Source organism: Weissella confusa (genome assembly GCF_004766315.1).
In the GTDB taxonomy this organism is placed as follows: Bacteria; Bacillota; Bacilli; order Lactobacillales; family Lactobacillaceae; genus Weissella; species Weissella confusa_A.
In genome coordinates, this window is record NZ_PVSN01000044.1 from 1 (window position 1) to 23,653 (window position 23,653).

General features: G+C 45.1%; 23 protein-coding genes. 2 read left to right on the forward strand and 21 right to left on the reverse strand.

The genetic code is table 11. From position 1 onward, the window contains the following. From C6P11_RS06620 to C6P11_RS06635, 4 genes are all read right to left on the reverse strand, one after another. Positions 1-539 (reverse strand): transposase (locus C6P11_RS06620; RefSeq protein ID WP_210114206.1); only part of this gene is annotated, 539 nt, incomplete at its 3' end. 119 nt (positions 540-658) lie between these two features. After that, positions 659-2,368 carry an AAA family ATPase gene (locus C6P11_RS06625; protein ID WP_135519708.1) on the reverse strand — a complete coding sequence of 570 codons (1,710 nt, stop codon included), beginning with the start codon at positions 2,366-2,368 and terminating at the stop codon, positions 659-661. Between the two features lie 8 nt (positions 2,369-2,376). After that, positions 2,377-2,667 (reverse strand): GIY-YIG nuclease family protein, encoded by a 291-nt coding sequence (locus C6P11_RS06630; RefSeq protein ID WP_135412080.1) that lies wholly within the window; start codon positions 2,665-2,667, stop codon positions 2,377-2,379. Beyond that, positions 2,660-3,421: a tRNA1(Val) (adenine(37)-N6)-methyltransferase gene (locus C6P11_RS06635; RefSeq protein WP_118703884.1), complete on the reverse strand. Its 762-nt coding sequence runs from the start codon at positions 3,419-3,421 to the stop codon at positions 2,660-2,662. The genes C6P11_RS06630 and C6P11_RS06635 overlap by 8 nt, the downstream gene beginning before the upstream one ends. Positions 3,422-3,497: 76 nt before the next feature. Between C6P11_RS06635 and C6P11_RS06640 the strand changes: the two genes are divergently transcribed. Further along, complete coding sequence (locus tag C6P11_RS06640) at positions 3,498-4,142, forward strand: lysophospholipid acyltransferase family protein (RefSeq protein WP_135519710.1); 645 nt, start codon at positions 3,498-3,500, stop codon at positions 4,140-4,142. Positions 4,143-4,244: 102 nt separating this feature from the next. On the opposite strand, the gene C6P11_RS11410 is transcribed toward C6P11_RS06640, so the two are convergent. From C6P11_RS11410 to C6P11_RS06655, 3 genes are all read right to left on the reverse strand, one after another. Next, positions 4,245-5,252, reverse strand: a complete 1,008-nt coding sequence (locus C6P11_RS11410) for an NlpC/P60 family protein (protein ID WP_135519712.1) — start codon at positions 5,250-5,252, stop codon at positions 4,245-4,247. Between the two features lie 217 nt (positions 5,253-5,469). Then, entirely contained in the window at positions 5,470-5,697 is a 228-nt protein-coding gene (locus C6P11_RS06650) for a YneF family protein (protein WP_135412082.1), read from the reverse strand. Positions 5,698-5,787: 90 nt separating this feature from the next. Then, positions 5,788-6,042, reverse strand: coding sequence for a DUF896 domain-containing protein (locus C6P11_RS06655; RefSeq protein ID WP_003607723.1), 255 nt, complete (start codon positions 6,040-6,042; stop codon positions 5,788-5,790). Positions 6,043-6,176: 134 nt separating this feature from the next. On the opposite strand from C6P11_RS06655, the gene lexA reads away from it, so the two are divergent. Then, positions 6,177-6,809 carry a transcriptional repressor LexA gene (gene lexA / locus C6P11_RS06660; protein ID WP_135519714.1) on the forward strand — a complete coding sequence of 211 codons (633 nt, stop codon included), beginning with the start codon at positions 6,177-6,179 and terminating at the stop codon, positions 6,807-6,809. A gap of 47 nt (positions 6,810-6,856) precedes the next feature. Here the strand turns inward: lexA and C6P11_RS06665 are convergent, their stop codons facing one another. From C6P11_RS06665 to C6P11_RS06730, 14 genes are all read right to left on the reverse strand, one after another. Beyond that, a complete protein-coding gene (locus C6P11_RS06665; RefSeq protein WP_135519716.1) occupies positions 6,857-7,372 on the reverse strand; it encodes an adenine phosphoribosyltransferase in 516 nt (171 codons plus the stop codon). 4 nt (positions 7,373-7,376) lie between these two features. Further along, complete coding sequence (recJ, locus tag C6P11_RS06670; RefSeq protein ID WP_135519718.1) at positions 7,377-9,683, reverse strand: single-stranded-DNA-specific exonuclease RecJ; 2,307 nt, start codon at positions 9,681-9,683, stop codon at positions 7,377-7,379. Positions 9,684-9,695: 12 nt separating this feature from the next. Continuing rightward, positions 9,696-10,685, reverse strand: a complete 990-nt coding sequence (gene rnz, locus C6P11_RS06675) for a ribonuclease Z (RefSeq protein ID WP_135519720.1) — start codon at positions 10,683-10,685, stop codon at positions 9,696-9,698. Positions 10,686-10,810: 125 nt separating this feature from the next. Beyond that, the gene (locus C6P11_RS06680) at positions 10,811-11,557 is read right to left on the reverse strand and encodes a hypothetical protein (protein WP_135519722.1); all 747 of its coding nucleotides are present in this window, start codon (positions 11,555-11,557) and stop codon (positions 10,811-10,813) included. 12 nt (positions 11,558-11,569) lie between these two features. Beyond that, on the reverse strand, positions 11,570-11,842 hold the full coding sequence (locus C6P11_RS06685; RefSeq protein WP_135519724.1) for a hypothetical protein: 273 nt from the start codon (positions 11,840-11,842) through the stop codon (positions 11,570-11,572). A gap of 211 nt (positions 11,843-12,053) precedes the next feature. Beyond that, entirely contained in the window at positions 12,054-12,965 is a 912-nt protein-coding gene (locus tag C6P11_RS06690; protein ID WP_135412095.1) for a DnaJ C-terminal domain-containing protein, read from the reverse strand. A 114-nt stretch (positions 12,966-13,079) separates the two neighbouring features. Next, entirely contained in the window at positions 13,080-14,909 is a 1,830-nt protein-coding gene (dnaK, locus tag C6P11_RS06695) for a molecular chaperone DnaK (RefSeq protein WP_135519726.1), read from the reverse strand. A 58-nt stretch (positions 14,910-14,967) separates the two neighbouring features. Further along, positions 14,968-15,528 carry a nucleotide exchange factor GrpE gene (gene grpE, locus C6P11_RS06700; RefSeq protein WP_135519728.1) on the reverse strand — a complete coding sequence of 187 codons (561 nt, stop codon included), beginning with the start codon at positions 15,526-15,528 and terminating at the stop codon, positions 14,968-14,970. A 15-nt stretch (positions 15,529-15,543) separates the two neighbouring features. After that, complete coding sequence (hrcA, locus tag C6P11_RS06705) at positions 15,544-16,569, reverse strand: heat-inducible transcriptional repressor HrcA (protein WP_112464122.1); 1,026 nt, start codon at positions 16,567-16,569, stop codon at positions 15,544-15,546. A gap of 143 nt (positions 16,570-16,712) precedes the next feature. Next, positions 16,713-18,197 (reverse strand): polysaccharide biosynthesis C-terminal domain-containing protein, encoded by a 1,485-nt coding sequence (locus C6P11_RS06710; RefSeq protein ID WP_135519730.1) that lies wholly within the window; start codon positions 18,195-18,197, stop codon positions 16,713-16,715. Positions 18,198-18,306: 109 nt separating this feature from the next. Next, on the reverse strand, positions 18,307-19,254 hold the full coding sequence (locus C6P11_RS06715; RefSeq protein ID WP_135519732.1) for a glycosyltransferase family 2 protein: 948 nt from the start codon (positions 19,252-19,254) through the stop codon (positions 18,307-18,309). Positions 19,255-19,339: 85 nt separating this feature from the next. Then, positions 19,340-21,289, reverse strand: coding sequence for a DUF6020 family protein (locus C6P11_RS06720; protein WP_135519734.1), 1,950 nt, complete (start codon positions 21,287-21,289; stop codon positions 19,340-19,342). Further along, a complete protein-coding gene (locus C6P11_RS06725) occupies positions 21,276-23,201 on the reverse strand; it encodes a DUF6020 family protein (protein ID WP_135519736.1) in 1,926 nt (641 codons plus the stop codon). The genes C6P11_RS06720 and C6P11_RS06725 overlap by 14 nt, the downstream gene beginning before the upstream one ends. Before the next feature lie 145 nt (positions 23,202-23,346). Then, entirely contained in the window at positions 23,347-23,604 is a 258-nt protein-coding gene (locus tag C6P11_RS06730; RefSeq protein ID WP_135519738.1) for a hypothetical protein, read from the reverse strand. Positions 23,605-23,653: the final 49 nt, after the last annotated feature.

The window sequence follows — 23,653 nt, forward strand, 5'->3', positions numbered from 1 at the left end:
ACGGTTCCAGTTAAAGCATCGGTCATGATAAGCGGATGGTAACCGACGTTCAAGTAGTGATAATTAAAACCAATTTTTTCTTGATGACCAAAGGTCTCAAAGTAGGTTGAATCCAAATCTAGCACCAGTTCAGTATTGGCTGATCTTTCATCAATTAAAGAGACAATACGACGATTTAATTCTTGTAGCTCATCAATGTCTTCGTTCGTGAGATGTGATAGAAATCTGGAAATAGTTGGTTGAGATGCCATGTTTTGCGCATAAACAAGTCGATGTTCGATATCTTGGGTCAAGTAATCTGCAACGTCGTCGTTGCGATAACCTTCGATAACTTGAATGAGCATTTGCAATAACAATTCTACCTTAGCATAGCGTGGATTTTTGCGATTATCGTTGAATTCAACGTTATTAAAGAGCCTGGAAATTACAGGCGAATTCAGAAAAATACTAAGCAGCACGTTGCCGCCATCCGAGGTAATTGGTGCCCCATTGTCTGAAACTGCAACTAAATGGTTGCTAGGTAATACTTTTTGAGTCATAATTTTAGACGCTCCAATTTTTGAGTATTTGGTTTGTTTTCCACTAACAAAATATCATAAAAAAGAGCTCCTATGGTTTTCACCCAACGGGTGAAAGCGCAAAACCCGCTGAAACGGTATTAACTTGCTGTTTCAGCGGGTTTTTGTTTGTCTTGATGAATAATCCGGGATTTAAACTCCTTATCCTTTTCCTCCAAGTTCAGGTCGCTTAACTTTTGTTGAACTTCTTGTAGCATGTCTCTCACAGAAACGTTTTTATATTTCTCAACTCTTTCCCTAGCCAGAAAGCTATCAAGCATTGCCTTTGATTTCATGGACGTTATTTCATCAATTGAAGTACGGACTTTTTCAAAGAACGCGTTCTTAAAATCATCTATTTTTTTGACCACTTCAACCGTCGAATAACTTAACTGGGTCAAATACATGCTTAAAATATCTTCATCAAAATACATCATCTCAATTTCATTGAACAGCAATGTATATATATCATCCTCTAAGCTAATAGAAATTTCATTTTCATCCATCAAATCTCTATCAACAATTCCAAAAGCCTTTCCGCCGTTAAACTCTGGGGCATTATTATATGATTTCGTATACATCCGAACAGTATCATGACCTCCGACAGGAAAAACTCGTGCATCTTCACTAAACATTCCTGAAAAAAGTGCGTAATCCGGACTAGAATAATCCCCCTCGATGAATATAATCGGTTTTCGTGTACCAGCTAACTGGGCGACTAACTCTCGAGGCAAGCTTTCTATTCCCTGCATCGGTTCCAACTCCCGCTCATCTGGATACTCAAATGACTTAATCCAAATTAAACTAGCTTCTTTCCGACTTCCAACAAAACTCATATTGTGAGAAATGTAGATGAATTTTATATCCGGCCGAACCGCCTCAAGCGTATCCCACAATAGATTCGACAATGTAGGATTCAAAAAAGACTCTGGTTCATCAACCAAGACAAAACTATTATCATCAACAAACAATATCTGTAACAAATGAAAAAGGGACACCTTTTCACCATCACTCATCGCATTGACTGGATATTCTTCATCTTTTTTCTTAACTCTCAAGGTACGATTCAACGCATCCAGAACAAATTCAATATCTGGAAAGATCAGTTTCCAGGCTTCTTGTAACCTCGTAAAATTCGACCTAAAATCTTCCGTATTCCCGTGGAACGCCGTGTGCTCAATTACATGGTCATTAACCATTGCTCGCAACAATTTGGTAAAAAGCGCCTCATTTGCATCTCTAAAACTATAGAGTTCCGTCTCTTTTCTGCCCAAAGCAGCTATATCTACAGATTGCGCAGAACGCACGTCATCACCTGTCATAGTTTGGTATTGAAAATTTCCATTTATATCTATAAACAAATACTTTTGTGCGGCTACCATTACGATATTGCTAGTAGATGCTTGCTTTATATACGATGCAAAGCTCGACTTACCCGCACCGTTACCCCCTACAAGAATTACGTTTGTATCATTTATGACTGAAAGGTATTCTAGTCTTTTAAAATCACTAATCACTCTCGCATAAAAGTTACCCAAAATACTTTTCAAACTCGCAGCGTATTCCTCTTTTGAAAGATTGTCAGATTTCACCGGCATCCCAAAAAAATCTAGATTCTGCTGATAATTATCTGCAACCCCGTCTAACGCAACTCGTAATTGTTCGTTACCGGAAATATTTTGCTCAATTAATCTAACTGCGTCCTTCACTCTACCAAACCAATAGCCAGTTGGCGTTTCACTCCCCAAGACCTTGTCATATTGCTCGTTTAATGTCTCAAGCTTTTTTAGTAACTTGTCTACACTAATCATTTCCCCTCCTAATCCCGCTTTGCCGGTTCAAAATCCGTCACACCATGTTCCTTCAAGAACGCAACTTTATCAACGCGCTTTAACTTCTTGAAAGCTGCTTCGGCTTTCAGTGCGTCCGACTTATTATCAAAGGCTTCTGCATACAGCAGCTTCAATGGATGCCGACTAGCTGGGCGCGTGTACTTTGCCCCTTTACCTGCCTCGTGTGTCGCGAAACGTTTCCCGACATCATCCGTAAAGCCACCATAAAATGTGTTATCAGCAGTCAACAACACATACATATAGTACGGTTTAGTCATTACTCTTGCCTTCGTAGATGTCCCAAACGGCCTTCGTGTACGTATCGTCGTCATTGTGCGTCACGATTGGTGGCAAAATCGTTGCCCCCGTCAAGGCGCCGTCTTTAATCGCATCAATCAACAAGACATTAGCCGGCTCACCAGCTTTTGGATACACAAATTGAATACGCTTAGGCGCCAAATGATTCTTTTGCAAAGACTCAAGGATCTCAAATAAACGATCTGGGCGGTGCACCATGAAAAAGTGTGCTTTATTCTTCAACAACTTCTTGGCAGTGTAAGTTACCAAGTCCAAATCAGCCTTAATTTCATGACGTGCAATCGCATAGTGCTCATCTTCGTGCATCACCGTATTTTCATTATCGACTGTAAAGTATGGTGGATTTGAAACGACCATGTCTGCCGAACCTGGACGAATATCGTCGAAGATATCACGCATATCTTTATTGATAATTGTAATTTTGTCCGTCAAATCATTCATTTGAACTGACCGTGTCGCCATATCCGCCAAACGCTCTTGGATTTCAACGCCAACGATTTGGCCTGCCACCTTGTGCGCCATAAACAATGACACTGCACCGTTACCAGCGCCCAAGTCAACGTTCAAGCCACGGCCGTTTTTACGCGGTTGGGCAAAGTTCGCCAACAAGACGGCATCTAGCGAGAAGGAAAAGACTTCCTTACTCTGAATAATATGTACCTCATCGTTATAAAGCATGTCGACCCGCTCGTCGGGTAATAATTTCACGTCCATGATGTTCTCCTGTTAGTTTGCCAAGATTGCCTAACCTGTGGGATAATAAATCGTTATTATTAGGAGGATTAACCAAATGTTCTATACATTTATTCGTTATGTCGCTGCCGGAGTGGTATGGCTAATTAACGGCCGTTACACGTTGACAGGTCAAGACAAACTACCTCAAGGCAATTATATTTTAGTTGGCCCACACCGCACTTGGTGGGACCCAATTTTCTTCGCTCTTGCTGCTTGGCCACACAAGTTTAGCTTCATGGCTAAGAAAGAGCTCTTCAAGAATCCTATTTTACGCTGGATTTTGGTTCACGCCAATGCTTTTTCCGTTGATCGTGAAAATCCAGGTCCATCAGCGATTAAGATTCCAGTGAACAACCTAAAGAAAACTGAACTTGGCGTTATCATGTTCCCATCAGGAAGCCGTCACTCACAAGAAATGAAGGGTGGCGCGATGATGATTGCAAAGTTGTCAGGTGCACCACTTGTGCCGATGGTTTACCAAGGACCTGTTAAGTTTGGCGACTTGTTCAAGCGTAACAACGTTAAAATGGCTTTCGGTGATCCAATCTACGTCGACAAGAAGATTAAGTTGACCGACGAAACAATGGCCGAATTTGGCGATACGTTGACTGATGCTTTCGATAAGATCGACAAGTCAATCGACCCAACTTGGGTATACATTGATCCCAAGCCAAAGACAGAACAAATTGAATCAAAGTAGTTCGAAACGCTGGTCAACTTTTGACCGGCGTTTTCTTTTTGCCATCACGCGACGCAACAAAAAACACGACCTGCCGAAGCAAATCGTGTTAATCATTTGTTATTAGATAGTGTGGTAAGCCAATGGTTGTCCCCAAACTTGGTGAACACCAGTCGTCATACCAGGTTGTGGTGCGTCGATCATTTGACCGTTACCAATGTACATACCAACGTGGTACTCACCACCAACTGAACCCCAGAACAACAAGTCACCTGGTTGTGCTTGTGAGGCTGACTTTGGTTGTGAACCGTGTGAACGCAAGTATGCAGCTTGTACATTCGTCGTGCGACCCAAATCAGTCAAGTGCGCGTGTTGGCGAACCAAGTAAACGAATCCTGAGCAGTCAACACCGTATTGCGTTGCCCCACCGTAAAGGTAAGGAATTCCAAGCCAGTGGTTGGCCTCTGCAATCATACGTGAACCGGCATCATCGTCACGCAAGTAGTATGTGCCATCATTACCGAAGAAGTATGACTTACCATCAATTACGCGTGTTCCTTGAACAGCACGTCCTTGGTCGTCAGTGTAGTACTTGTGTCCCCATGCCTCACGCCATCCAGCGTTTTGACGAACACCGTTAACGAACCAGTAGTACGTTCCCGTGTAGTAACGGAAGCCTGTGTAAAGCGTCCCGTTTTCGTACCAACGGTAACCACCATTTGCTGGTGAGCCGTCGAACAAGTAACCTGATCCGTTACCACGCAAGTAGTAAGTACCGTTGTCACCAAAGTTGTAAGCAGTACCGTCGATTACAACGTTACCTTGTACGGCACGTCCGCTATCATCAGTGTAGTACTTGTATCCCCATGCTTCGCGCCAACCAGCGTTTTGACGAACACCGTCGACGAACCAGTAGTACGTTCCCATGTAGAATCGGAAGCCAGTAAATAGCTGACCATCCTCATACCAGCGATACCCCCCGTTGTATTGAGAACCATCGTGAATGTAACCCGTTTGGCCGGCGGCTGAAACTGAGTGACCAGCATCAAGCCCCATCGCAAACGTGAAACCGGCAACGACTGCTGCGGTCAGCGCCAATGCCTTTTTAGTTTTCGTTTTAAACAATGTCATATAAACATAACCCCTGTTGTTGATGTTATTAGAATACCAATTAAATGTGACACGTTCATTACAATAGGCGCCTTAATATTTTATTAATTTATTACAACGTGAAACAATACACAATCATTTCACATTTTATTCAAAAATATAGAATTTCCGCCACGATTCCCGTTCTATAGTACGTAAAAAAGGACTGAATCATACGATTCAGTCCTTTAATATAACCTTACTTCTTTGAAGAAGATTGTGCCTTCATTTGAGCCATCATTTGGTTCAAACGCTTTTGTGAAGGCTTTTGACCCATTGAAGCCATCATTGACTTCATCATCTCTTCTGAGATAGGTGGGTTGTTCTTCAAGTACGTTTGCATTGAGCGACGTGCCAAGAAGAAACCTGCAACTGCACCCAAGACTGCGGCAAGGATGACAATCAAAATCCAAATACTAGTGCTCATGATATTACTCCATTATGTTATTCGTATATTATTGTAGCGAATAAACGCCCGTTTGACTAGGTTATCCTGGGTTTCTTCCCAAAATATTCACTAGTTGTCACGCAATCCCTTATCACGTTGAATGTCCTTAACCTTTTCAGGTGTGACTTCATTACCGTTTTCATCGAAAACTTGCAACATTTCAACTTGTGAACGGAAAGCAGCCTTGAAGTTATCCAAGAACTCCGTACGCAATTCTGCACGCTCTGCGATTTCGTCGTCAGTCAATCCTTCAGGCGTCTTCGCCTTGGCTGCCAATTCATTAATGCGGGTACGAACAGCCATCATACGTTCTGTTTCTGCCATGGTTTTCACCACCTTTATCTGCTTTTCATCTATTTTAACACGAAAACGTAATCATTCCTGCCCCTACTTTATTTCCACCCGAATTAAAAGTAAAATAGATAGTAATATATTCGAATTAGGAGGTCCTTCAGCTTATGGCCGAAAAAGAAAGTAATCAAATTGCGATCCTCCGTTTTGTTTACGAGAAACAACTCGAAAAAGGGTATCCGCCAACAGTTCGTGAAATCGGTGAAGGCGTTGGTCTTTCATCATCTTCAACGGTTCACGGCCACTTAAGCCGTTTGGAAAAGAAAGGCTACATTCACAAAGACCCTGATAAGCCACGCGCTATCGACGTCACACCAGAAGGCATCAAGGCACTTGGACTACACGAGCCAAATAAAACCATGATGCCCATTATGGATGAAAATGAGCCCATCACATCTGATGAGCATCTCAATAACCATATCGTCGATTACTTCCCTGTACCAGATGATTTGATTCGTTTTGAAGGTGATTTGTTCATGATTCGCAATCGTGGCAACGCCATGATCAACATCGGGATTCTAGATGGCGATTATATGATTGTGCGTCGACAAAATGATGCGGATAACGGTGACATTGTTGTCGCAAAACCTGATAACGGGCAAACACAAATCAAACGTTTCTTCCGTGAAGCATCACAATATCGATTGCAACCAGAAAACGATAACCACGAACCGTTCATCACAACTGACATCACTATTCTAGGTAAAGTTGTCGGTTTGTATCGCGATTCAATTTATTAAAAAATAAGGACCATCCGTTCAAATTTGAACAGATGGTCCTATTTTTGTTAGTAATTCATCAATGCCAACAACTCGTAACCGTCAAGACGATCACGACCGTGCAAAGCGTTAAGCTCAATCAAGAAAGCCAAACCAACGACTTCACCACCAAGGGCTTCAACCAACTTAATCGTGGCTTCAATCGTACCACCAGTGGCCAACAAGTCGTCCGTAATCAAAACCTTATCACCAGGCTTGATAGCGTCCTTGTGCAGTTCCAAAGTTGCTTCACCATATTCTAGCTTGTAGCTTTGGCTAATAACTTCGCGAGGCAACTTGCCTGGCTTACGGGCTGGAACCAATCTAATTCCCATTTGGTGGGCAACTGGTGCCCCAACCAAGAATCCGCGTGATTCTGGGCCAACAATAACGTTAACACCACGCTCCTTAGCGAATTCAGTAATTTGACGCGTTGCTTCCGCATAAGCGGCACCATCAGCCAACAAAGGCGTAATGTCGCGGAACGTAACCCCTTCTTCTGGGAAGTTAGGGATTGAGGCAACGTAATCATGCAAATCCAACATCTGCTTAGCTCTCCTGCTTACTTAGGTTCGTGAGCAATGATTCCAATTCAGAAGTTGAACTGTAAATCAATTGCTCTTCAAGTTGCCGACGAGCCAGGAATTGCTGATAACTAGCAGTTTCCTCTAACGCCATTGGCGCTGGCTCAGGTACGGCATTTAAAACACCATCAACCATTGTAACAAACTTTGCGTCCAAAAACACCTGTAATATCAACGTTAACATTGAACGTTCCATCCCCAAGTGCGCCAAAACCGCATCATATTGCGTTCTCAGTGCGATATCTTGGAATGAACGGGCAAACTTGTACACCTTCGCAAAGTCGGCTTTTGAAGGGACTTTTTGCAAATATGCCGGTGTCTTCGCGTAAAAGATCGGTGCCAAACGACCCGCTGGCACAAACTTTAGCAAGTCGGCCAATTGTGACATATCGTCAGGGATATCCACAAAGGCCATTGTGCCGACGCTTGTTCGGTTAAAGGCATCTTCCCAATACAACGCTTCAGCCGGCGCCTTAATTGTTGGCGCTAGTTGTTCATAATGCTTCTTGTTAAAGAAAATATACGTGGCTGGGTTGGCAAACGTTTGCGTCGTCAAACGTGTCGTACGCCAATCTAATAATGAAGATCCCTTAGCTTCGATATCCGTGAGCATCATTTGATATGACACATCCCCACGGAAACTATTTTCACTCATCGTCCCGACAATGCGAATTGACTCAAAACGGCCCGTTAGATCTTCAGCAAGCGGCCCACGACCAAATGCAACTACCGGCAATGTACCGGCAGCTGTTTCAGCCGTAAAGCGCAAGTGCTTGCCTTCACTCATTGTCTTAACGTTCTGGACACCTGCCAAATTAACGGCGAACAATGGCTCAGGATTCCCTTCACCAAATGGTGCCAGTACCTGCAATTGCTCGTAGTTTTGACGGTTAAATTCCTTGGCTGTCACTTCAGCAGCGATTCGAATTTCTGGCAAACCAGCTTCCGCCAAATGTTGATTGGCCGCCTCTTCGCGCAAAACATCACGTACCGCTTGCAAGTTGGCCGTGGGAATCGTCATACCAGCCGCACTGGCGTGACCACCAAACGCAGTCAACAAGTCACGGTGCCCGTCCAACGCAGCGAACAAATCAAAGGCCGCCACTGAACGGCCAGACCCCTTCATTTGACCATCTTCGTTATTCAAGACAATCGCAGGCTTACCCGTCGCTTCAACTAACTTACTAGCAACAATACCCAGTACACCTTCGTGCCAGCCACTACCGGCAACCACCAAAACTGGATCAGTTGTTAGCTCGGCTGCTTGAGCAAGCGCTTCTTCAGAAATCGATGCCACCAAGTCTTGACGCTCACGGTTCAACTTATCAATGCGCTTGGCTAGTTCGCTGGCTTCCTCAGGGTCATCTGACAACAATAGACGCACACCATCTGTTGCATCAGCCATACGTCCCAACGCATTCAAACGAGGCCCAATCGTAAAGCCGATAGTCATTGAGTCAATATCCGCTTGGGCAGTGCCAGCAACTTCTAACAAAGCCGCCAAACCAGGGCGTGGATCTTCTTTCAAGTTCGCTAAGCCCATCGCCACAATCGCGCGATTTTCATCGACCAACTCCATAACGTCAGCCACTGCACCTAAGGCCGCTAAGTCCATCACCTCATCGGCTGGTTCTTCTAGCAACGCTGATGCCACCTTAAAGGCGACTCCGGCACCAGAAAGGCCGCCGAATGGGTAATCACCTTCCGGGTGACGCGGGTGCACAACCGCAACCGCATCAGGTAATTGTTCTGGCAACTCGTGGTGGTCGGTCACAATGACATCAACGCCATTGGCCATCAACCAGTTCACTTCTTCACGACCCGAGACACCGTTATCGACCGTAATCAACAACTGCATGCCTTCACTAGCCAAGCGTTGATATTGCGCCATATTAGGGCCATAGCCATCATTAAAACGGTTCGGCACATAATAACTCACATCAGCACCCATCAATTCAAGTGCCCACGTCATAATCGCCGTACTAGTAATCCCATCGACGTCATAGTCACCGTAGACCACAATCTTTTCACCGTTGTCGATAGCTGTCATAATACGGACAATCGCCACATCCATGTCATGCAACAAAAACGGATCATACAACGCGTCCATCCCCGGACGCAAAAAGGCATTGGCACTTTCAACAGTGTCATAACCTCGATTAACTAAGATTTTAGCGACCAAATCTGAAACACCGAATGTCTCAGCGATTTCTTTGGCAGCCCCTTCATTGGCTACAGCTGGAAAATCCCATTGATAGCGTGGTGAAATCATCGTTTGGTCCTCCTATCCTTCTAGTTCTTCATCATCTACTGGTGTTAGTTTAATCGGCTTGCTGTTGCTTTGCTTCCCGAATGGAATTTCAAAGACATCAAAGTCATTCACAACTCGCGTGTTTTCAAACGTCGTACGCGCTTGATAGGCCAACTCATTCGCTGACTTACCCCCATAGCGCGCCGAAATGTGCGTCAATAGTAAACGTCCAGCACCAGCTTCCTTTGCCACATCAGCTGCCTGCATGCTCGTTGAGTGGTAGTGATTACGGGCTTGCTTCCCTTCACCCTTACCGTAAGTTGATTCGTGCACCAAAACATCGGCATCACGTCCCAAAACAACTGAATTAGGTGTTTTACGCGTATCACCCAAAATCGTCACGGTACGGCCCTTTTTGGCTGGTCCAATAACATCAGCGCTCTTAATTGTGCGTCCATCAGGCAACGTGACATCCTTACCACGCTTCAACTCACCATAAAGCGGTCCTGCGGGCACGTTCATCTCGCGCAATCGGTCAACCAACAACTCGCCGGCGTGATCATGCTCCACCACGCGGTAGCCAAATGACAAAATCTTGTGATCCAAAGGCAAAGCCGTCACCGTAAACTTATCCGTGCGCAACACTTCGCCACCTTCATTAGGCAACTCCACAAACTTTAGTGGATATGTTAGGTGGGTTTGGGCAACACGCAAACTCGTTTCAACGAATTGCTTGATACCATGAGGTCCATAGATAACCAATTCATCTTCACCGCCTTGGAATGAGCGTGATGACAACAATCCTGGCAGTCCGTAAATGTGATCACCGTGTAAGTGGGTCACAAAAATCTTATCAACCTTTCGTGGTCGAATCGTTGAACTCAACATTTGGATTTGTGTACCCTCACCGGCATCAAACAACCAGACGGAATTAATTTCTTCAAGCAGGCGTAGCGCGATACTCGTCACATTACGAAAACGCGCTGGAACGCCGGCACCAGTTCCTAAAAACTCGATTTGCATGGCTTCGGAACTCCTTATCTTTCATCTCTACCAAATAAAAAAACGTCAAACTGACGGTTTACAGCTAACTATTAGTTTACCATTTTTAGCAAGGCTTTTATAGTCAATCACCCAATGGTTTCCGACTAGAACGTCACGGTCATCGTACGCGTTGGTTTCGTGACCTGCAAGCCATTCGAATCGAACAATGCTGAGAATTGCAAATCCACGCGATTCACTTTTTTGCCGTATTCCTTTGGTACCAAAGCAGTCATCATGGCTGTTGATGACCCACCGGAAATAACGCCAGAGGTCGTCGCCAGACCACTATTCACCAGCCCTGTCAGCATTGACATGGCAACTTTGTTTTTATACGTCGCAGCGGTTACGCCACGTGTCACAACGGTTTTCGCAGAATCGTTTGCAATGGTATACGAAAGCGTCAACGTATAGTACTCAGAGGATAATCCGTGGTCATTGTACAAACGACGGGCAATTTGCAAGGCATGGTTGTCACGGGCACGCTCGCGAACTAATGCAACGCCAGTAATATGATACGTGAAATCACCATCAGTCATGTACTTGTTCAGCGTCTTCATCTTCACCAGCTTCTGCTCAATACCATCAGCGGTCAATCGATATTGTCCCACCTCGGTCAATTGCGCAGTCCCCACGAAGTTAGATGACGCTTGATCAGTGGCCGTTGGCTGGTTACCAGCGCCACTCATGCTATCATCATCACCGGTTGGCGACTTAAATTGTTTTGTAAACTTCTCTTCAGCAATCGTATTCACACGTGTTTGCATATGACCGGTGAAATAAAAAAACACCATCACACTACCAACCACGACCAATAATAAGCTAAAAATCAGCCATCCTAAACGTTTCTGCATGTCTCTCTCCAATTAACCCAGCACCAATTGCTCCACCACCACGCGGTAGCCAAAAACAGGGTGCAACTGTTGTGCCTCATCACGCACAACCAGGTTTAAATTATTATCTTCTAAGGCAATGACATCCGACAACGTCACTTGCCGGTCAACATCGGTACCCAATATCAATTGATCACCATCAATCCCGACCAATCGCAATGGCACGATGTCACCATCAACCCTAGCTGCCAACAACCGGTCAATCGGCATACCAGCCGTCGACAATTTAAAATCCGCTAGCAACATGTTTATCACCTTTTCCTATTAGCCTATTTTGCCATAAAAAAAGATGACGAACCTTAAACGGTTGCCATCTTCCCTTAAAATTCTGGAGTATTATCACAGCAGCTGTTGGTCTAAAACCCCTGACTGAAGTCAGGGGCAGACCAAAAACGCACCTGATAAGGGCGACTTGGTCACGTCGAAGGTTTAAAACCTCCGACGTGACCAGTCTACTTTATCCGAAGAAGCCCTTCTTGTGCTCGCCGTTCATCGCAGCTTGGAAGGCTTCAAGGGCCTTCTTTTGGTCCTTGTTCAACTTCTTAGGCACATCAACGTAAATTGTCACAATGTGATCACCTTGACCACCACGCATAAATGGCGCTCCTTGACCACGTAGACGGAAGTTCGCTTCAGTTGGCGTTCCAGCTGGAATCTTCAACTTCTTCAAACCATTAACCGTCTTAACCTCAATTTCACCACCAAGAACGGCTGTGGCATAATCAATCGCAACACGTGAGTAAATTGTGCCACCATCGCGCTCAAAGCCATCCTTTGAGGGCGCAACACGGAAGACCACGAACAAATCTCCGTAAGGACCACCGTTGTAGCCGGCCTCACCTTGACCAGACAAGCGCATTTGTTGACCGTTCTCGACACCGGCTGGCACCGTCACCTTCAACTCCTTGCTTTCTTGGCCACCGTTCTCCGTTGAACGCGTGTATGAAATCGTTGTTTCCTTACCAAAAACAGCTTCCTCAAACGTCAAGTTCATGCGATATTGCAAATCTTGACCCTTGCGAGGACGGTTAGGATCTTGGAAGCCACCGCCAAACATTTGGCTAAAGATGTCCCCAAGGTCTGAGAAGTCGCCGTATTGGCCACCACCAAAGCCACCGAAACCACCTTGACCGCCAAATCCACCAGCTTGACCATCAGTTGCACCGTATTGGTCGTACATGGCACGCTTTTGCTCGTCACCTAGCGTCTCATAGGCTTCTTGAATTTCCTTGTACTTCGCCTCGGCACCTTCCTCGTGGTTGATGTCTGGGTGATACTTCTTTGATAGCTTACGGTAAGCCTTCTTAATCTCATCTTGTGAAGCGCTCTTATCAACGCCCAAACGCTCGTAGAACTCTGTGTTGTTCATGAGGCCAATCCTCCCAATTTTCTCAATATGTATCACAAAGCGAGGCATTGCGGCCTCGCTTCGTGTCACTCAGTAACCATAGGGGTAGTTAAGAATGTGTTTTTAGTTACTAAATTACTTCTTGTCGTCAGAAACGTCTTCGAAGTCACCGTCAACCGTGTTGTCATCGTTTGATGCAGCACCGTCAGCAGCTTGTGCACCTTGCTCAGGAGCAGCTTGTTGATACAACTTAACTGCCAATTCTTGGGCAACCTTCTCCAAAGCTTCCTTCTTTGTCTTCATGTCATCCAAGTTGTCAGCTTCCTTAGCAGCCTTCAACTCAGCAACCGCGTCTTCAACTGGCTTCTTGTCAGTATCAGGCAACTTGTCGCCAACTTCTTCCAAAGTCTTCTCTGATTGGAAGATCAATTGGTCAACATCGTTACGCAAGTCAACTTCTTCCTTACGCTTCTTGTCGGCCTCTTCGTTAGCCTTGGCGTCATTCATCATACGCTCAATTTCTTCTTCTGACAATGAACCTGAGCTTTGGATGGTAATCTTTTGCTCCTTGTTCGTTCCCAAATCCTTAGCAGATACAGAAACGATACCGTTACGGTCGATGTCAAACTTAACTTCGATTTGTGGAACACCACGTGGTGCAGCAGGAATGTCAGTCAATTGGAAGCGACCCAACGTCTTGTTGTCGGCAGCCATTGAACGCTCACCTTGCAAAACGTGGATATCAACAGCTGGTTGGTTATCAGCGGCCGTTGAGAACACTTGTGACTTTGACGTAGGAATCGTCGTGTTGCGGTCGATCAACTTCGTGAACACACCACCCATCGTTTCGATACCCAATGACAATGGCGTAACGTCAAGCAAAACAACGTCCTTAACGTCACCAGTGATAACACCACCTTGTACAGCAGCACCCAAAGCAACGGCTTCGTCAGGGTTGATTGAGTGATCTGGCTCCTTACCAGTCAAGGCCTTAACAGACTCTTGCACAGCAGGGATACGCGTTGAACCACCGTTCAAGATAACCTTGTCGATGTCGTTCATCGTCAAACCAGCATCCTTCAAAGCGTTGCGAACTGGCTCTTCAGCACGCTCTACCAAGTCAGCCGTCAATTGGTTGAATTGAGCACGCGTCAAAGTCGTTTGAATGTGCAAAGGACCTTCATTCGTTGCCGTGATAAATGGCAAGTCAATTTGTGCTTCGTTAGCTGATGACAACGTCTTCTTTGCCGTCTCTGCAGCATCCTTCAAACGTTGCAAGGCCAACTTGTCAGCCTTCAAATCAACACCGTGCTCGTTCTTAAAGTTCTCAGCCAACCAGTCGATAACCTTTTCATCGAAGTCGTCACCACCAAGGTGCGTGTCACCGTTCGTTGACAAAACTTCGAAGACACCATCACCCAACTCAAGGATAGAAACGTCAAACGTTCCACCACCCAAGTCGTAAACAAGAACCTTTTCGTCGTTCTCCAACTTGTCCAAACCGTATGCCAAAGCGGCAGCCGTTGGCTCGTTGATGATACGCTCAACTTCCAATCCAGCAATCTTTCCGGCGTCCTTCGTAGCTTGACGTTGGGCATCGTTAAAGTATGCAGGAACCGTGATAACAGCCTTATCAACCGTCTCACCTAGGTAGTCTTCAGCGTACTTCTTGATGTATTGCAAGATCATTGCTGAGATTTCTTGTGGTGTGTAGTCCTTACCGTCTACAGTCACCTTGTAGTTGGCATCACCCATGTGTGACTTGATTGACAAAATCGTGTCTGGGTTTGTGATGGCTTGGCGCTTTGCCGTGTCACCAACTTGCACTTCGCCGTTCTTAAATGAAACAGCTGATGGTGTCGTGCGACCACCATTAGGGTTAGTGATAACCTTTGGTTGTCCACCTTCCAAAACGGCAACAGCTGAGTTTGTAGTTCCCAAATCAATTCCAATGATCTTTGACATAATTACTTTACCTCTTATTGATCAGTTTTTTTGTTTTATTAAATAAATGAATAGTTGTTTAGTTATAAACAGCTACCATTGCTGGACGAATCACACGGTCCGCCAAGACATAACCCTTTTGAAGAACCTGAGCAATTGTATCTGCCGGGTGATCATCATCAGCCGGTACAGATTGAATTGCTTGGTGGAAGTTAGGGTCAAACGGTTCACCTTCGGCTCCAACAGCCTTGATGTCGTTATCTTCCAAAGCAGATACAAGCGTCTTGTATACCATCTCGACTCCCGTCTTGATTTGTTGTGCCGCTGCATCATCCGCTTCAACTTGCAAAGCACGTTCCAAATTATCAAGCGCTGGCAAAACTGACTTTGCCAAGTTTTGGCTAGCATACTTCACTGCCGTTGCTTGTTCCTTTGCATAACGTGTTTGCATGTTTTGCATTTCTGCGTGAGCACGCAAGTACTTGTCTTCTGCTTCAGCGATTTTTTCTTCCGCTTCTGCAATCTCCGTTTCTAGCGCAACGATTGGATCTACATCCGCCGTTGCGTCGGTGTCAACATCCGGTGTCTCAACCGTTTCTTCTACAACTTCTTCTTCAGGAGTTTGCTTATCCTCTGCCATGCTAACACCTCTTTTCTAACGATAATATTCTAATAACTGTGTTGATAATGTACTGCGGTAGGCATCTACCAAATTAACAACATCCGCGTAACGCATTGCCGTCGGTCCAAGCACTGCCAGCGCACCGACACCATGTTGTGGCACGCGATATGTGGCTGAAATCAAACTGTATGGTGACAACAAGCTGTTCCCGTTTTCATCCCCAATTTGAATTAACACCCCATCGTTTGCGTTCCCCATTACCTGGCGCATCGCACTTGGCGCATCAAGCAATTGCAATAATTGCTTGATTTCTTGCAGCTCCGTGTCATCCGTGTAGTCCAACACATTCAGTCGACCACCGACAAACACTTTATCGCGAATCGAGCGAGCCAAAACATCACCGAACAATTGCAAGAATGCAACTGGTGTGCGAATTGTTCGCTCCATCTTTAATGGTAGATCTCCTGACAATGTTCGCAACACATCCACAATCGGTTGGTTAACCAACGTTTGATTAATGTAGCGAACCATGTCATCCAGACCACGTACATCCATTCCCTCGGGTAGTCTAAAACTCTGACTTGTAACTTGGCCGTCGTTCGTGACGATAATTGCCATCACTTGTTGACCGTCGACCGGTACCAGCCGGAACCCAGACAATCGCGTGTCAACTGATTCCGGCTTCAATGCAACCACCGTGTAACCTGTTATATTTGCTAATTCAGTCACCATCGTCTGCATCAAATCGTCAATTTGTTGAAAATTACGATTGAAAACACGCTCAAGGGATTGTTGAGCAACCTGGGTCATGTGTTCACTACGCATAATCTTATCTACATAGTAACGATAACCACGTTGTGAAGGTACCCGTCCCGACGATGTATGTTCCTTTTGCAACAAACCTTGCTCTTCCAATGAGGCCATCTCATTACGAACCGTGGCTGAACTAACTGCCAACCCTAATTCTTCAAGCAACGTTTTTGATCCAACAGCTTTACCGGTTTTTGCGTAATCTTGAATTATTGCGGCCAAAATTAACCGCTGCCGTTCTGTTAACATACGCTGCACCTCTCTTAGCACTCTCAAGTACTTCGTGCTAACGATTATTATAATACACGCCTCATAGACCCTTGTCAACAATTTTAGCACTCTAAATTTTAGAGTGCTAAAAAGCGTCACAATCCCTTACGACGCTTACGTTTCTATTTCCTAATTCTTAGCACAATGCGAATAAATTCAATCGTTGATTCAAACATTCTTTTACCAGAGAACAACAAGACTTGGTTGGCCGCCTTAGCAACTGGCGTATCGAACGAAACGACCACCAACGCATAAACAACCAAACCAACTGCTGCTTCCAGCGCTGAATACTTTGGGTACGCTGGCACACCAGCATGCACCATCGCAATCAACACGACCGCCGTGACAACACCAGCCACTATATAGCGCCAAATCACTGCCACCAAATGCCACAAGTGAATAACATGGCGCAATGAGATTAATTGCAAAACTAACGCCACGATTTCACTAATCAACGCAATCCACGCAGTGGCCATCACACCCAACCACGGAATTAAGACCAAACTCAATACCACATTGATGCCCGTGGCAATTTGAACCGGCATCGACAAATTGCGGAAGCCACGTTCAGCTGCCATTTGTTGCAACGCCAGACTGTATCGCCATGAGGCCACCACAATCACAAAGGCGAGTACGTGCAAAATCGCTCCGACTTGTTCGTAAGCGATGCCCAAGAACCAATAAACCGTTTGCGATCCAACCACAGCCACACCGACCGCAATAATAATCGCCAAAGCCGCGCTGTTCTCAACCGCATCATAAAATGATTGTTGTACACCAGAGGCATCCCCTTGTTGTCGTTGTTCAGTCACTCGGCCCATCATTGCAATCCCGATACCAAGCACCAGTGCAATCCCGACTTTCACCACCAGTTCGGCACTGTAGTACGAAGCAACCTCGTCAACGCCATCGTGCCAAAACAGCAACACTTTATTCAAGTACAACGCCAGCTGTGGCAAAATTGCCGCCAAGAAGAACGTGGCCATCAAACGCATATGGCGTCGAATTGGAATACGAGCCACATCGACACGTACTAGGGTCTGTGGCAATTTAAACCACATCACCACATTTCCGGCAATCGTTGTAATGGCCAATAGCAGGATGAACGCTGATAAGTCATCTGGACTTTTAACGAAGATGATCAACGGCACAAAACGAGCCATCTGAATAATCGCATCGCGACGCACCACAATGCGCGTTTTATTAATCCCATTAAATAGCCATGAAATGTCTAACATTGCACCAACGTAGAATAACAACTGCAACCTGATTGCCCCTTCATATGGCAGGGCAAACAGTTGTACAAAACCATAGGTCAGTAACGCTAGTATGATGAAGATGACCAACTGAATGGACCAAACGCCCCAAAAGAAATGCGAATTTCCTTTTTTATCAGGTGGCATCTTATTCAATTCAGTCTGCGCATAAAGACGAATACCGGTTGAAAAGATACCAATCGTCAACATTACCAGCGCATATGTCCAAACCTGAATACCAAAAGCATGTTGCCTTAAAATATGGGCGATGTAGGTCAAGAAGAAGAGCGGTACCAATTCCGTTGGTAGTCGCATCCCCGTTTCCCGTAAATAAACTTTTAATAATTGCATATGAAACTCTTCCCTACACTCTAATATCTTTTTCTAATAATAACAAACTTCTATTAACAAATGGCATAAAAAATAGGCATCTCACAAATATGAGATGCCTAAATTTCAATTATTTAAGATCGTTAAAGCGTTCTTCCGTTCGAATCAATGCTAATTCAAAGTTACGCTTCTCGTTTGCTTGGATTGCGTTCAACAACGTTCCAGCAAACAAGGCCAAGATGGCAATCAACAAAACAATCATTGAAACAACCAACGTTGGCATGTTCAAAACTAAGCCTGTGGCTGCGAATGGCAACCAAACGCGACCAACAAAGAAGGCCAAACTAATCACTGCCAAAATACCAGCAATCCAACCAAAGAATGCCATTGGGTGGTAAATGCGGTACAAGTTAGCAACTGCCTTCAAGACACGAATACCATCACCAACAGTGTCCAACTTAGATTCTGAACCTTCTGGACGGTCACGGTATTCAATAACTTGGTTTTCAACCAACATCTTCTTTTCTGTTGCGTGAATTGACATTTCTGTCTCAATTTCGAATCCACGTGACAAAACCGGGAACGTCTTCACAAAGCGGAAACTGAAGGCACGGTAACCCGTCAAAATGTCCTTGATGTCCGTCTTAAACAATGTGTTAATCAACATACGGACAGAACTGTTTCCAACGTTGTGGAATGGACGCTTGTTTTCTTCAAAGTATGTTGAAGACAAACGATCACCAACCACCATGTCGACCCCGCGCTTCGTTACGCGTTCAAACATTTCTGGCATCGCCTCAACCGGATACGTATCATCGGCGTCAATCATAATGTAAGCTTCCGCCTCGATTTCACGGAACATACGACGAATTACTGCACCCTTACCTTGCGCATATTCGCGGCGGACAACAGCCCCGGCTTGTTCAGCCAACTCGACCGTGTTGTCCTTTGAGTTGTTATCATACACATAGACGACAGTCCCCGGAATATTCGCAGTCGCTGCTTTTACATCTGTGACAACCTTTGCAATTGTTTGTGATTCATTGTACGCAGGAATCAATACCGCTAACTTATCCATATCTTGTGTCTACCTTTTATTACATTTATCAATAACAATAATCATACCTGATTTAGATTTTTTTCACAATAACAGTTAGATTACCTCATTTTGCCTTTTTTATGAACACCGGCTTGTAGAAAGCAATCAAAATTGGCAACGCATACAACGCTAGGAATGCATAACGATAGTAGCCGTTAACCGGTGATAACGTCGCCGTCCCTAACATCGCCAAGGCAGGCAGAATCAACAACCAGCGACTGCCACCACCGCGAACAATGACCAAAGCCAACAAAATCAACAAGGCCCAAAGCGCGAATGCTGTGTGCGTCACCAACTTAACCATTGGGAAGTTAGCATAAATTGTATAAGCGCCATAACCAAAATCACGTTGCGCCTTTGTCGTCATAAACGTGTAGTCGTCATACCAATCAGGGTGCAAATAATCAATCGGATCCATGTAACCCCATCCCAAAATCAAACCATCCCCACCATCTGGGTGGTTTTGGAACAAGTTAAAGTACAAACTATTAGCTTGGATATACATCTCGATGTATTGAATTGGGTGCTTAAGGAGCATCTTCTTCCAAACTGACATAAAATCACTGATTTCACGCTTCGTCTTAGCTGTATTCTTCATCGACAACTTACCGCTTTGAATTTTCTTCAAATCATCACGATCACGAATGAACGTATCCACTGGGAAAGTCGTCTTCAAGTTATCGGCTTGTTGCACGTTGTAGTACTTTTCAATCGTTGCCAACGGCATAACTTTATTAACCTTAGCCAAGTCCGCCTTGGTAAAGTCCTTCTTGTTCACAATGACTTGTTGCGCCACTTGTCGAAGTGGAATCGTTAAGGCCTCACCTGACGAACCAGGAATCACACCCTTCGCAGGCAGATACATATTGTTCCAAGCAAATGTTAAGCCGAAGATAGCAACGAAACTAACCACAACTGGCAACAAAGCCTTACGATTCTTGATAGCCGCAAACACAATCAACAAGACGCTAGCCAAATCCACTACGTACGCACCATCTTTACGATAGAGCGACATCATCAACCCAAACACCGCGTACAACACATAATGCCACCAGGCGACCTTAGCAAAGCCATGCTTGAAGACTGTTTCAGCGACCAATGCGTACATCAAGAAGAATCCAAGGCCGAAGCCGTAGTAAAGCACTGTCTTATCAATCATTACCATTGTCAAACCAACAACTGGTCCGGCAAAGAAACCGTAAACGAGCCAACCAAGCACTTTACCACCACGCTTGAATGCGTACGTTGCCACGGCCGCAAAAATTGGCGCATTAATCAAAATTTGAACAACCACCACAAACAAGACAGCATTGTTAACCGATCCAAACCAACTACGACCCAAGTCAAACAAGAAGCCAACAATTAGCGTGGCTAGCCAAGGGTGGTGATTAGTTGGCACGTACGTCCAGTTATACGCCTTGAGTGTTTGATGTTGGTATTCCATAAATTGACGGAACCCATCCCAAGTGATGACACCTGGCACGTAGAAATGAACCCAAAACGCCCAAAACACTAGTAACGTCACAAGCACCAACCAGTAATTGACGCGGGTCTCGCCTTCTTTAAAGTGCAATACGTAGGCCAAACCTTGAAACGCACGCGCAAACAGCAACGTGTAACCAGCAATCGCAATCAGTGTAACTGCGACTTGACCGAACGAACTCGAACCGTCTAGGTACGCCGCGCCGGTCATCTTGGCTTGCGCTTCGTTTGAAACCAACGCCGCTGGAATGTTCACCAACAAAGACAAGCCAAATGCCAATACCCAAGTTAACCATGGGAAGCGAAGTGTTTGGTGCTTCGCTTTGCGATAAACCACAAATACTAACGCAACAATTGCCAAACTGGCCATCATCTTCACGTTATCAACTGCAAATCTCAGGTGCAGTTCCCTATCATTAACCACACTCGGGTAAATAATCTCCAGTGCAACCAACATCACAAGCCATTGTGCGTAAGCTGCCCCTCTCTTGATGTATGCAATCACAATCTCACTTCTTTCACTTTGCTGCATCTCGTTGATGCTTGTAGTAAATAATAAAACTCATGTACAACGGAATAATCAACAATCCAGGCATTGCATACCGCATATTACCGTTGACCGGCGCCAACTTAGCGGTCATAAACAAGGCTAATCCTGGCAACAAAATCAACCAGGTCGTCTTTGACTTGTATAACCGCATGGCCACGACACCAAAAATCAACATCAAGAATGGCATTGCCGTGTGAATGAACATTTCAACCAATGGGAAACGCATGTAAATCCACATCGCTGCATTGTCGTTTTCACGGTCCTTCTCGGACAAGTACATGTGATAATCTTTGTACCAATCAGGATGCATCATGTAGGCGTCATCCATGTAGCCCCAACCAAGCATCAAGCCATCTGACTTATCATCCGTTTCTTCAAACGGATTGAGATAGCGACTACTTGCCTGCAAGTACACTTCCACAAACGTAATCGGGTGTTGCAACAACATCTTGCGCCACACACCCATGAAGTCTGAAATTTCCTTTTCAATCTTAGGGGTCGGTGCCTTCTTATAAACACCTTCCTTCACGAATTCAATTTCTGCTGATCCGCGTAAGAATGAATTCACTGGGAACGTCGACTTCAAATTATCACCTTGATTAATATCATAGCGGTCTTTCAAATGCTTAATTGGCATAATTTTGTCGATTTTCTTCAAATCAGACTTTGAAATTGACGCCTCATCCGTCAACACAACGTATGCCATCTGGCGCATCGGAATCGTTAGTGCTTCACCCGCCGAACCCGGTTGAACGTGCATTGCCGGAATCGCGACATTATTCCAAATGGCATTGCCACCAAGAATAACCACCGTCGCAACCGCCACTGGCACTAACCCTCGACGGAACTTGATAAAGCTCAAAACCAATAAAATCAAACTAGCTAAAATGACGACGTAACTACCATCTTTGCGGAACATGCCCAACAAGAAACCAGCAACCGCATACGCCACGAACAACCACCAAGCCGGCATCGTGCGTTGGCCGATTTTCTCGGTAATCAATAACAACACCAAGAAGAACGCAATCACCCACGTAAAGTAAAAGGTTCCCTTATCAACCACTTGTTGGTTCATCGCAATGATGGGACCCGCAAAGAACGCAAACGTTGACCAGCCTAAGATACGACCACCACGATCAAAGGCGTACTTTGTCGCTAACGCATAAATTGGTGCTCCGATGATCATTTGTGCAATGACAATCATCATGACACCGCCATTTGCATCACCAAACACCGTTCGCCCCAAGCTAAAGAGTCCACCAAAAATCAACGTCGAGAACCAAGGATGATGGTTCGTTGGGTAATACGTGAAATCCAAAGCCGGAATGCGTTGATGTTGCACTTCAAGCAACTGACGGAAGCCATCCCACGTGACGACACCTGGGAAATACGGCACCGTCCATAGCAACCAAAATACAACCATCGCAAGCAAGATTGGCCAGTAAGCCACTCGCTTTGCCGGCAAATTGATTTTGGCTAGTAACCCCGCTAATCCACGGAAGAAAGCCACAAACAGCAATGTGTATCCAACAATCGCCAATAACGTAATTAGCATGTTGGCCGGTGTACCAATCAGATAACCCGCCCCCATCATTTTCACTTGGGTTTCATCGGCCACCAACGCTTTGGTCACCACTACAATCGCAGCAACAAACACACCTGCTAACCAAGTCCCGCCTAATTGCCAACGGTTCAGGTCGCGTGTTGCAAATTTTTTCTGTAAAACAAACGCGCCAAACACCATTAGGAAATTAAACAGTCCCATGCCGTTTGGCTCATCAAATCGTTGACCAATTTGCGTCGTCGCATAACCAGCCGGAAAAACAACCGTTGTTGCCAACAGAGCTAATCCCCCAGCCACGATTGGCCAATACTCTTTTATCTTATTTATCATCTATATGCCATCCTAAAAGTCCTACCTAAAAGCATACCAGAAATCACCCTAGCTGCCCACCTGACTTTGCCCGTCTGACGGTACAAATCGCGCCAAATAAAAAAGCAATATGCATCAGCTGTACATTGCTCATTATCAATTTTGCTTACTTGAAAAAGTCGCTTGTCGTGAGGTAACCATCACCTTGTGACAAGTCATATTGCACATAGCACAAGTCAGCCAACAAATCGCGTTGCTTCTTGCTCAACTTCGACTCTGAAATTTCTTTACCTTCAGCGTCGGCGAAGGCCAACTTACCATCATTCAAACGCTTGAAGTTAGCGACTGCCGGTACCTTGTCAGCAATTTCAGTTTGCAACGCAAAGTATGGTGTCACCTTCATGTTGCTCATTTGTAGCATCATGCTTGAAAAATCACTCGGTGATGCATAAGGTCGTGAGACGTCACCCGTC

Excerpts from the sequence above, each read along its gene's own strand:
- C6P11_RS06625 (WP_135519708.1), bottom strand. The coding sequence starts at position 2,368 with ATGATTAGTGTAGACAAGTTACTAAAAAAGCTTGAGACATTAAACGAG.
- C6P11_RS06630 (WP_135412080.1), bottom strand. The coding sequence starts at position 2,667 with ATGACTAAACCGTACTATATGTATGTGTTGTTGACTGCTGATAACACA.
- C6P11_RS06635 (WP_118703884.1), bottom strand. The coding sequence starts at position 3,421 with ATGGACGTGAAATTATTACCCGACGAGCGGGTCGACATGCTTTATAAC.
- C6P11_RS06640 (WP_135519710.1), top strand. The coding sequence starts at position 3,498 with ATGTTCTATACATTTATTCGTTATGTCGCTGCCGGAGTGGTATGGCTA.
- C6P11_RS11410 (WP_135519712.1), bottom strand. The coding sequence starts at position 5,252 with ATGACATTGTTTAAAACGAAAACTAAAAAGGCATTGGCGCTGACCGCA.
- C6P11_RS06650 (WP_135412082.1), bottom strand. The coding sequence starts at position 5,697 with ATGAGCACTAGTATTTGGATTTTGATTGTCATCCTTGCCGCAGTCTTG.
- C6P11_RS06655 (WP_003607723.1), bottom strand. The coding sequence starts at position 6,042 with ATGGCAGAAACAGAACGTATGATGGCTGTTCGTACCCGCATTAATGAA.
- lexA (WP_135519714.1), top strand. The coding sequence starts at position 6,177 with ATGGCCGAAAAAGAAAGTAATCAAATTGCGATCCTCCGTTTTGTTTAC.
- C6P11_RS06665 (WP_135519716.1), bottom strand. The coding sequence starts at position 7,372 with ATGTTGGATTTGCATGATTACGTTGCCTCAATCCCTAACTTCCCAGAA.
- recJ (WP_135519718.1), bottom strand. The coding sequence starts at position 9,683 with ATGATTTCACCACGCTATCAATGGGATTTTCCAGCTGTAGCCAATGAA.
- rnz (WP_135519720.1), bottom strand. The coding sequence starts at position 10,685 with ATGCAAATCGAGTTTTTAGGAACTGGTGCCGGCGTTCCAGCGCGTTTT.
- C6P11_RS06680 (WP_135519722.1), bottom strand. The coding sequence starts at position 11,557 with ATGCAGAAACGTTTAGGATGGCTGATTTTTAGCTTATTATTGGTCGTG.
- C6P11_RS06685 (WP_135519724.1), bottom strand. The coding sequence starts at position 11,842 with ATGTTGCTAGCGGATTTTAAATTGTCGACGGCTGGTATGCCGATTGAC.
- C6P11_RS06690 (WP_135412095.1), bottom strand. The coding sequence starts at position 12,965 with ATGAACAACACAGAGTTCTACGAGCGTTTGGGCGTTGATAAGAGCGCT.
- dnaK (WP_135519726.1), bottom strand. The coding sequence starts at position 14,909 with ATGTCAAAGATCATTGGAATTGATTTGGGAACTACAAACTCAGCTGTT.
- grpE (WP_135519728.1), bottom strand. The coding sequence starts at position 15,528 with ATGGCAGAGGATAAGCAAACTCCTGAAGAAGAAGTTGTAGAAGAAACG.
- hrcA (WP_112464122.1), bottom strand. The coding sequence starts at position 16,569 with ATGTTAACAGAACGGCAGCGGTTAATTTTGGCCGCAATAATTCAAGAT.
- C6P11_RS06710 (WP_135519730.1), bottom strand. The coding sequence starts at position 18,197 with ATGCAATTATTAAAAGTTTATTTACGGGAAACGGGGATGCGACTACCA.
- C6P11_RS06715 (WP_135519732.1), bottom strand. The coding sequence starts at position 19,254 with ATGGATAAGTTAGCGGTATTGATTCCTGCGTACAATGAATCACAAACA.
- C6P11_RS06720 (WP_135519734.1), bottom strand. The coding sequence starts at position 21,289 with ATGCAGCAAAGTGAAAGAAGTGAGATTGTGATTGCATACATCAAGAGA.
- C6P11_RS06725 (WP_135519736.1), bottom strand. The coding sequence starts at position 23,201 with ATGATAAATAAGATAAAAGAGTATTGGCCAATCGTGGCTGGGGGATTA.
- C6P11_RS06730 (WP_135519738.1), bottom strand. The coding sequence starts at position 23,604 with ATGATGCTACAAATGAGCAACATGAAGGTGACACCATACTTTGCGTTG.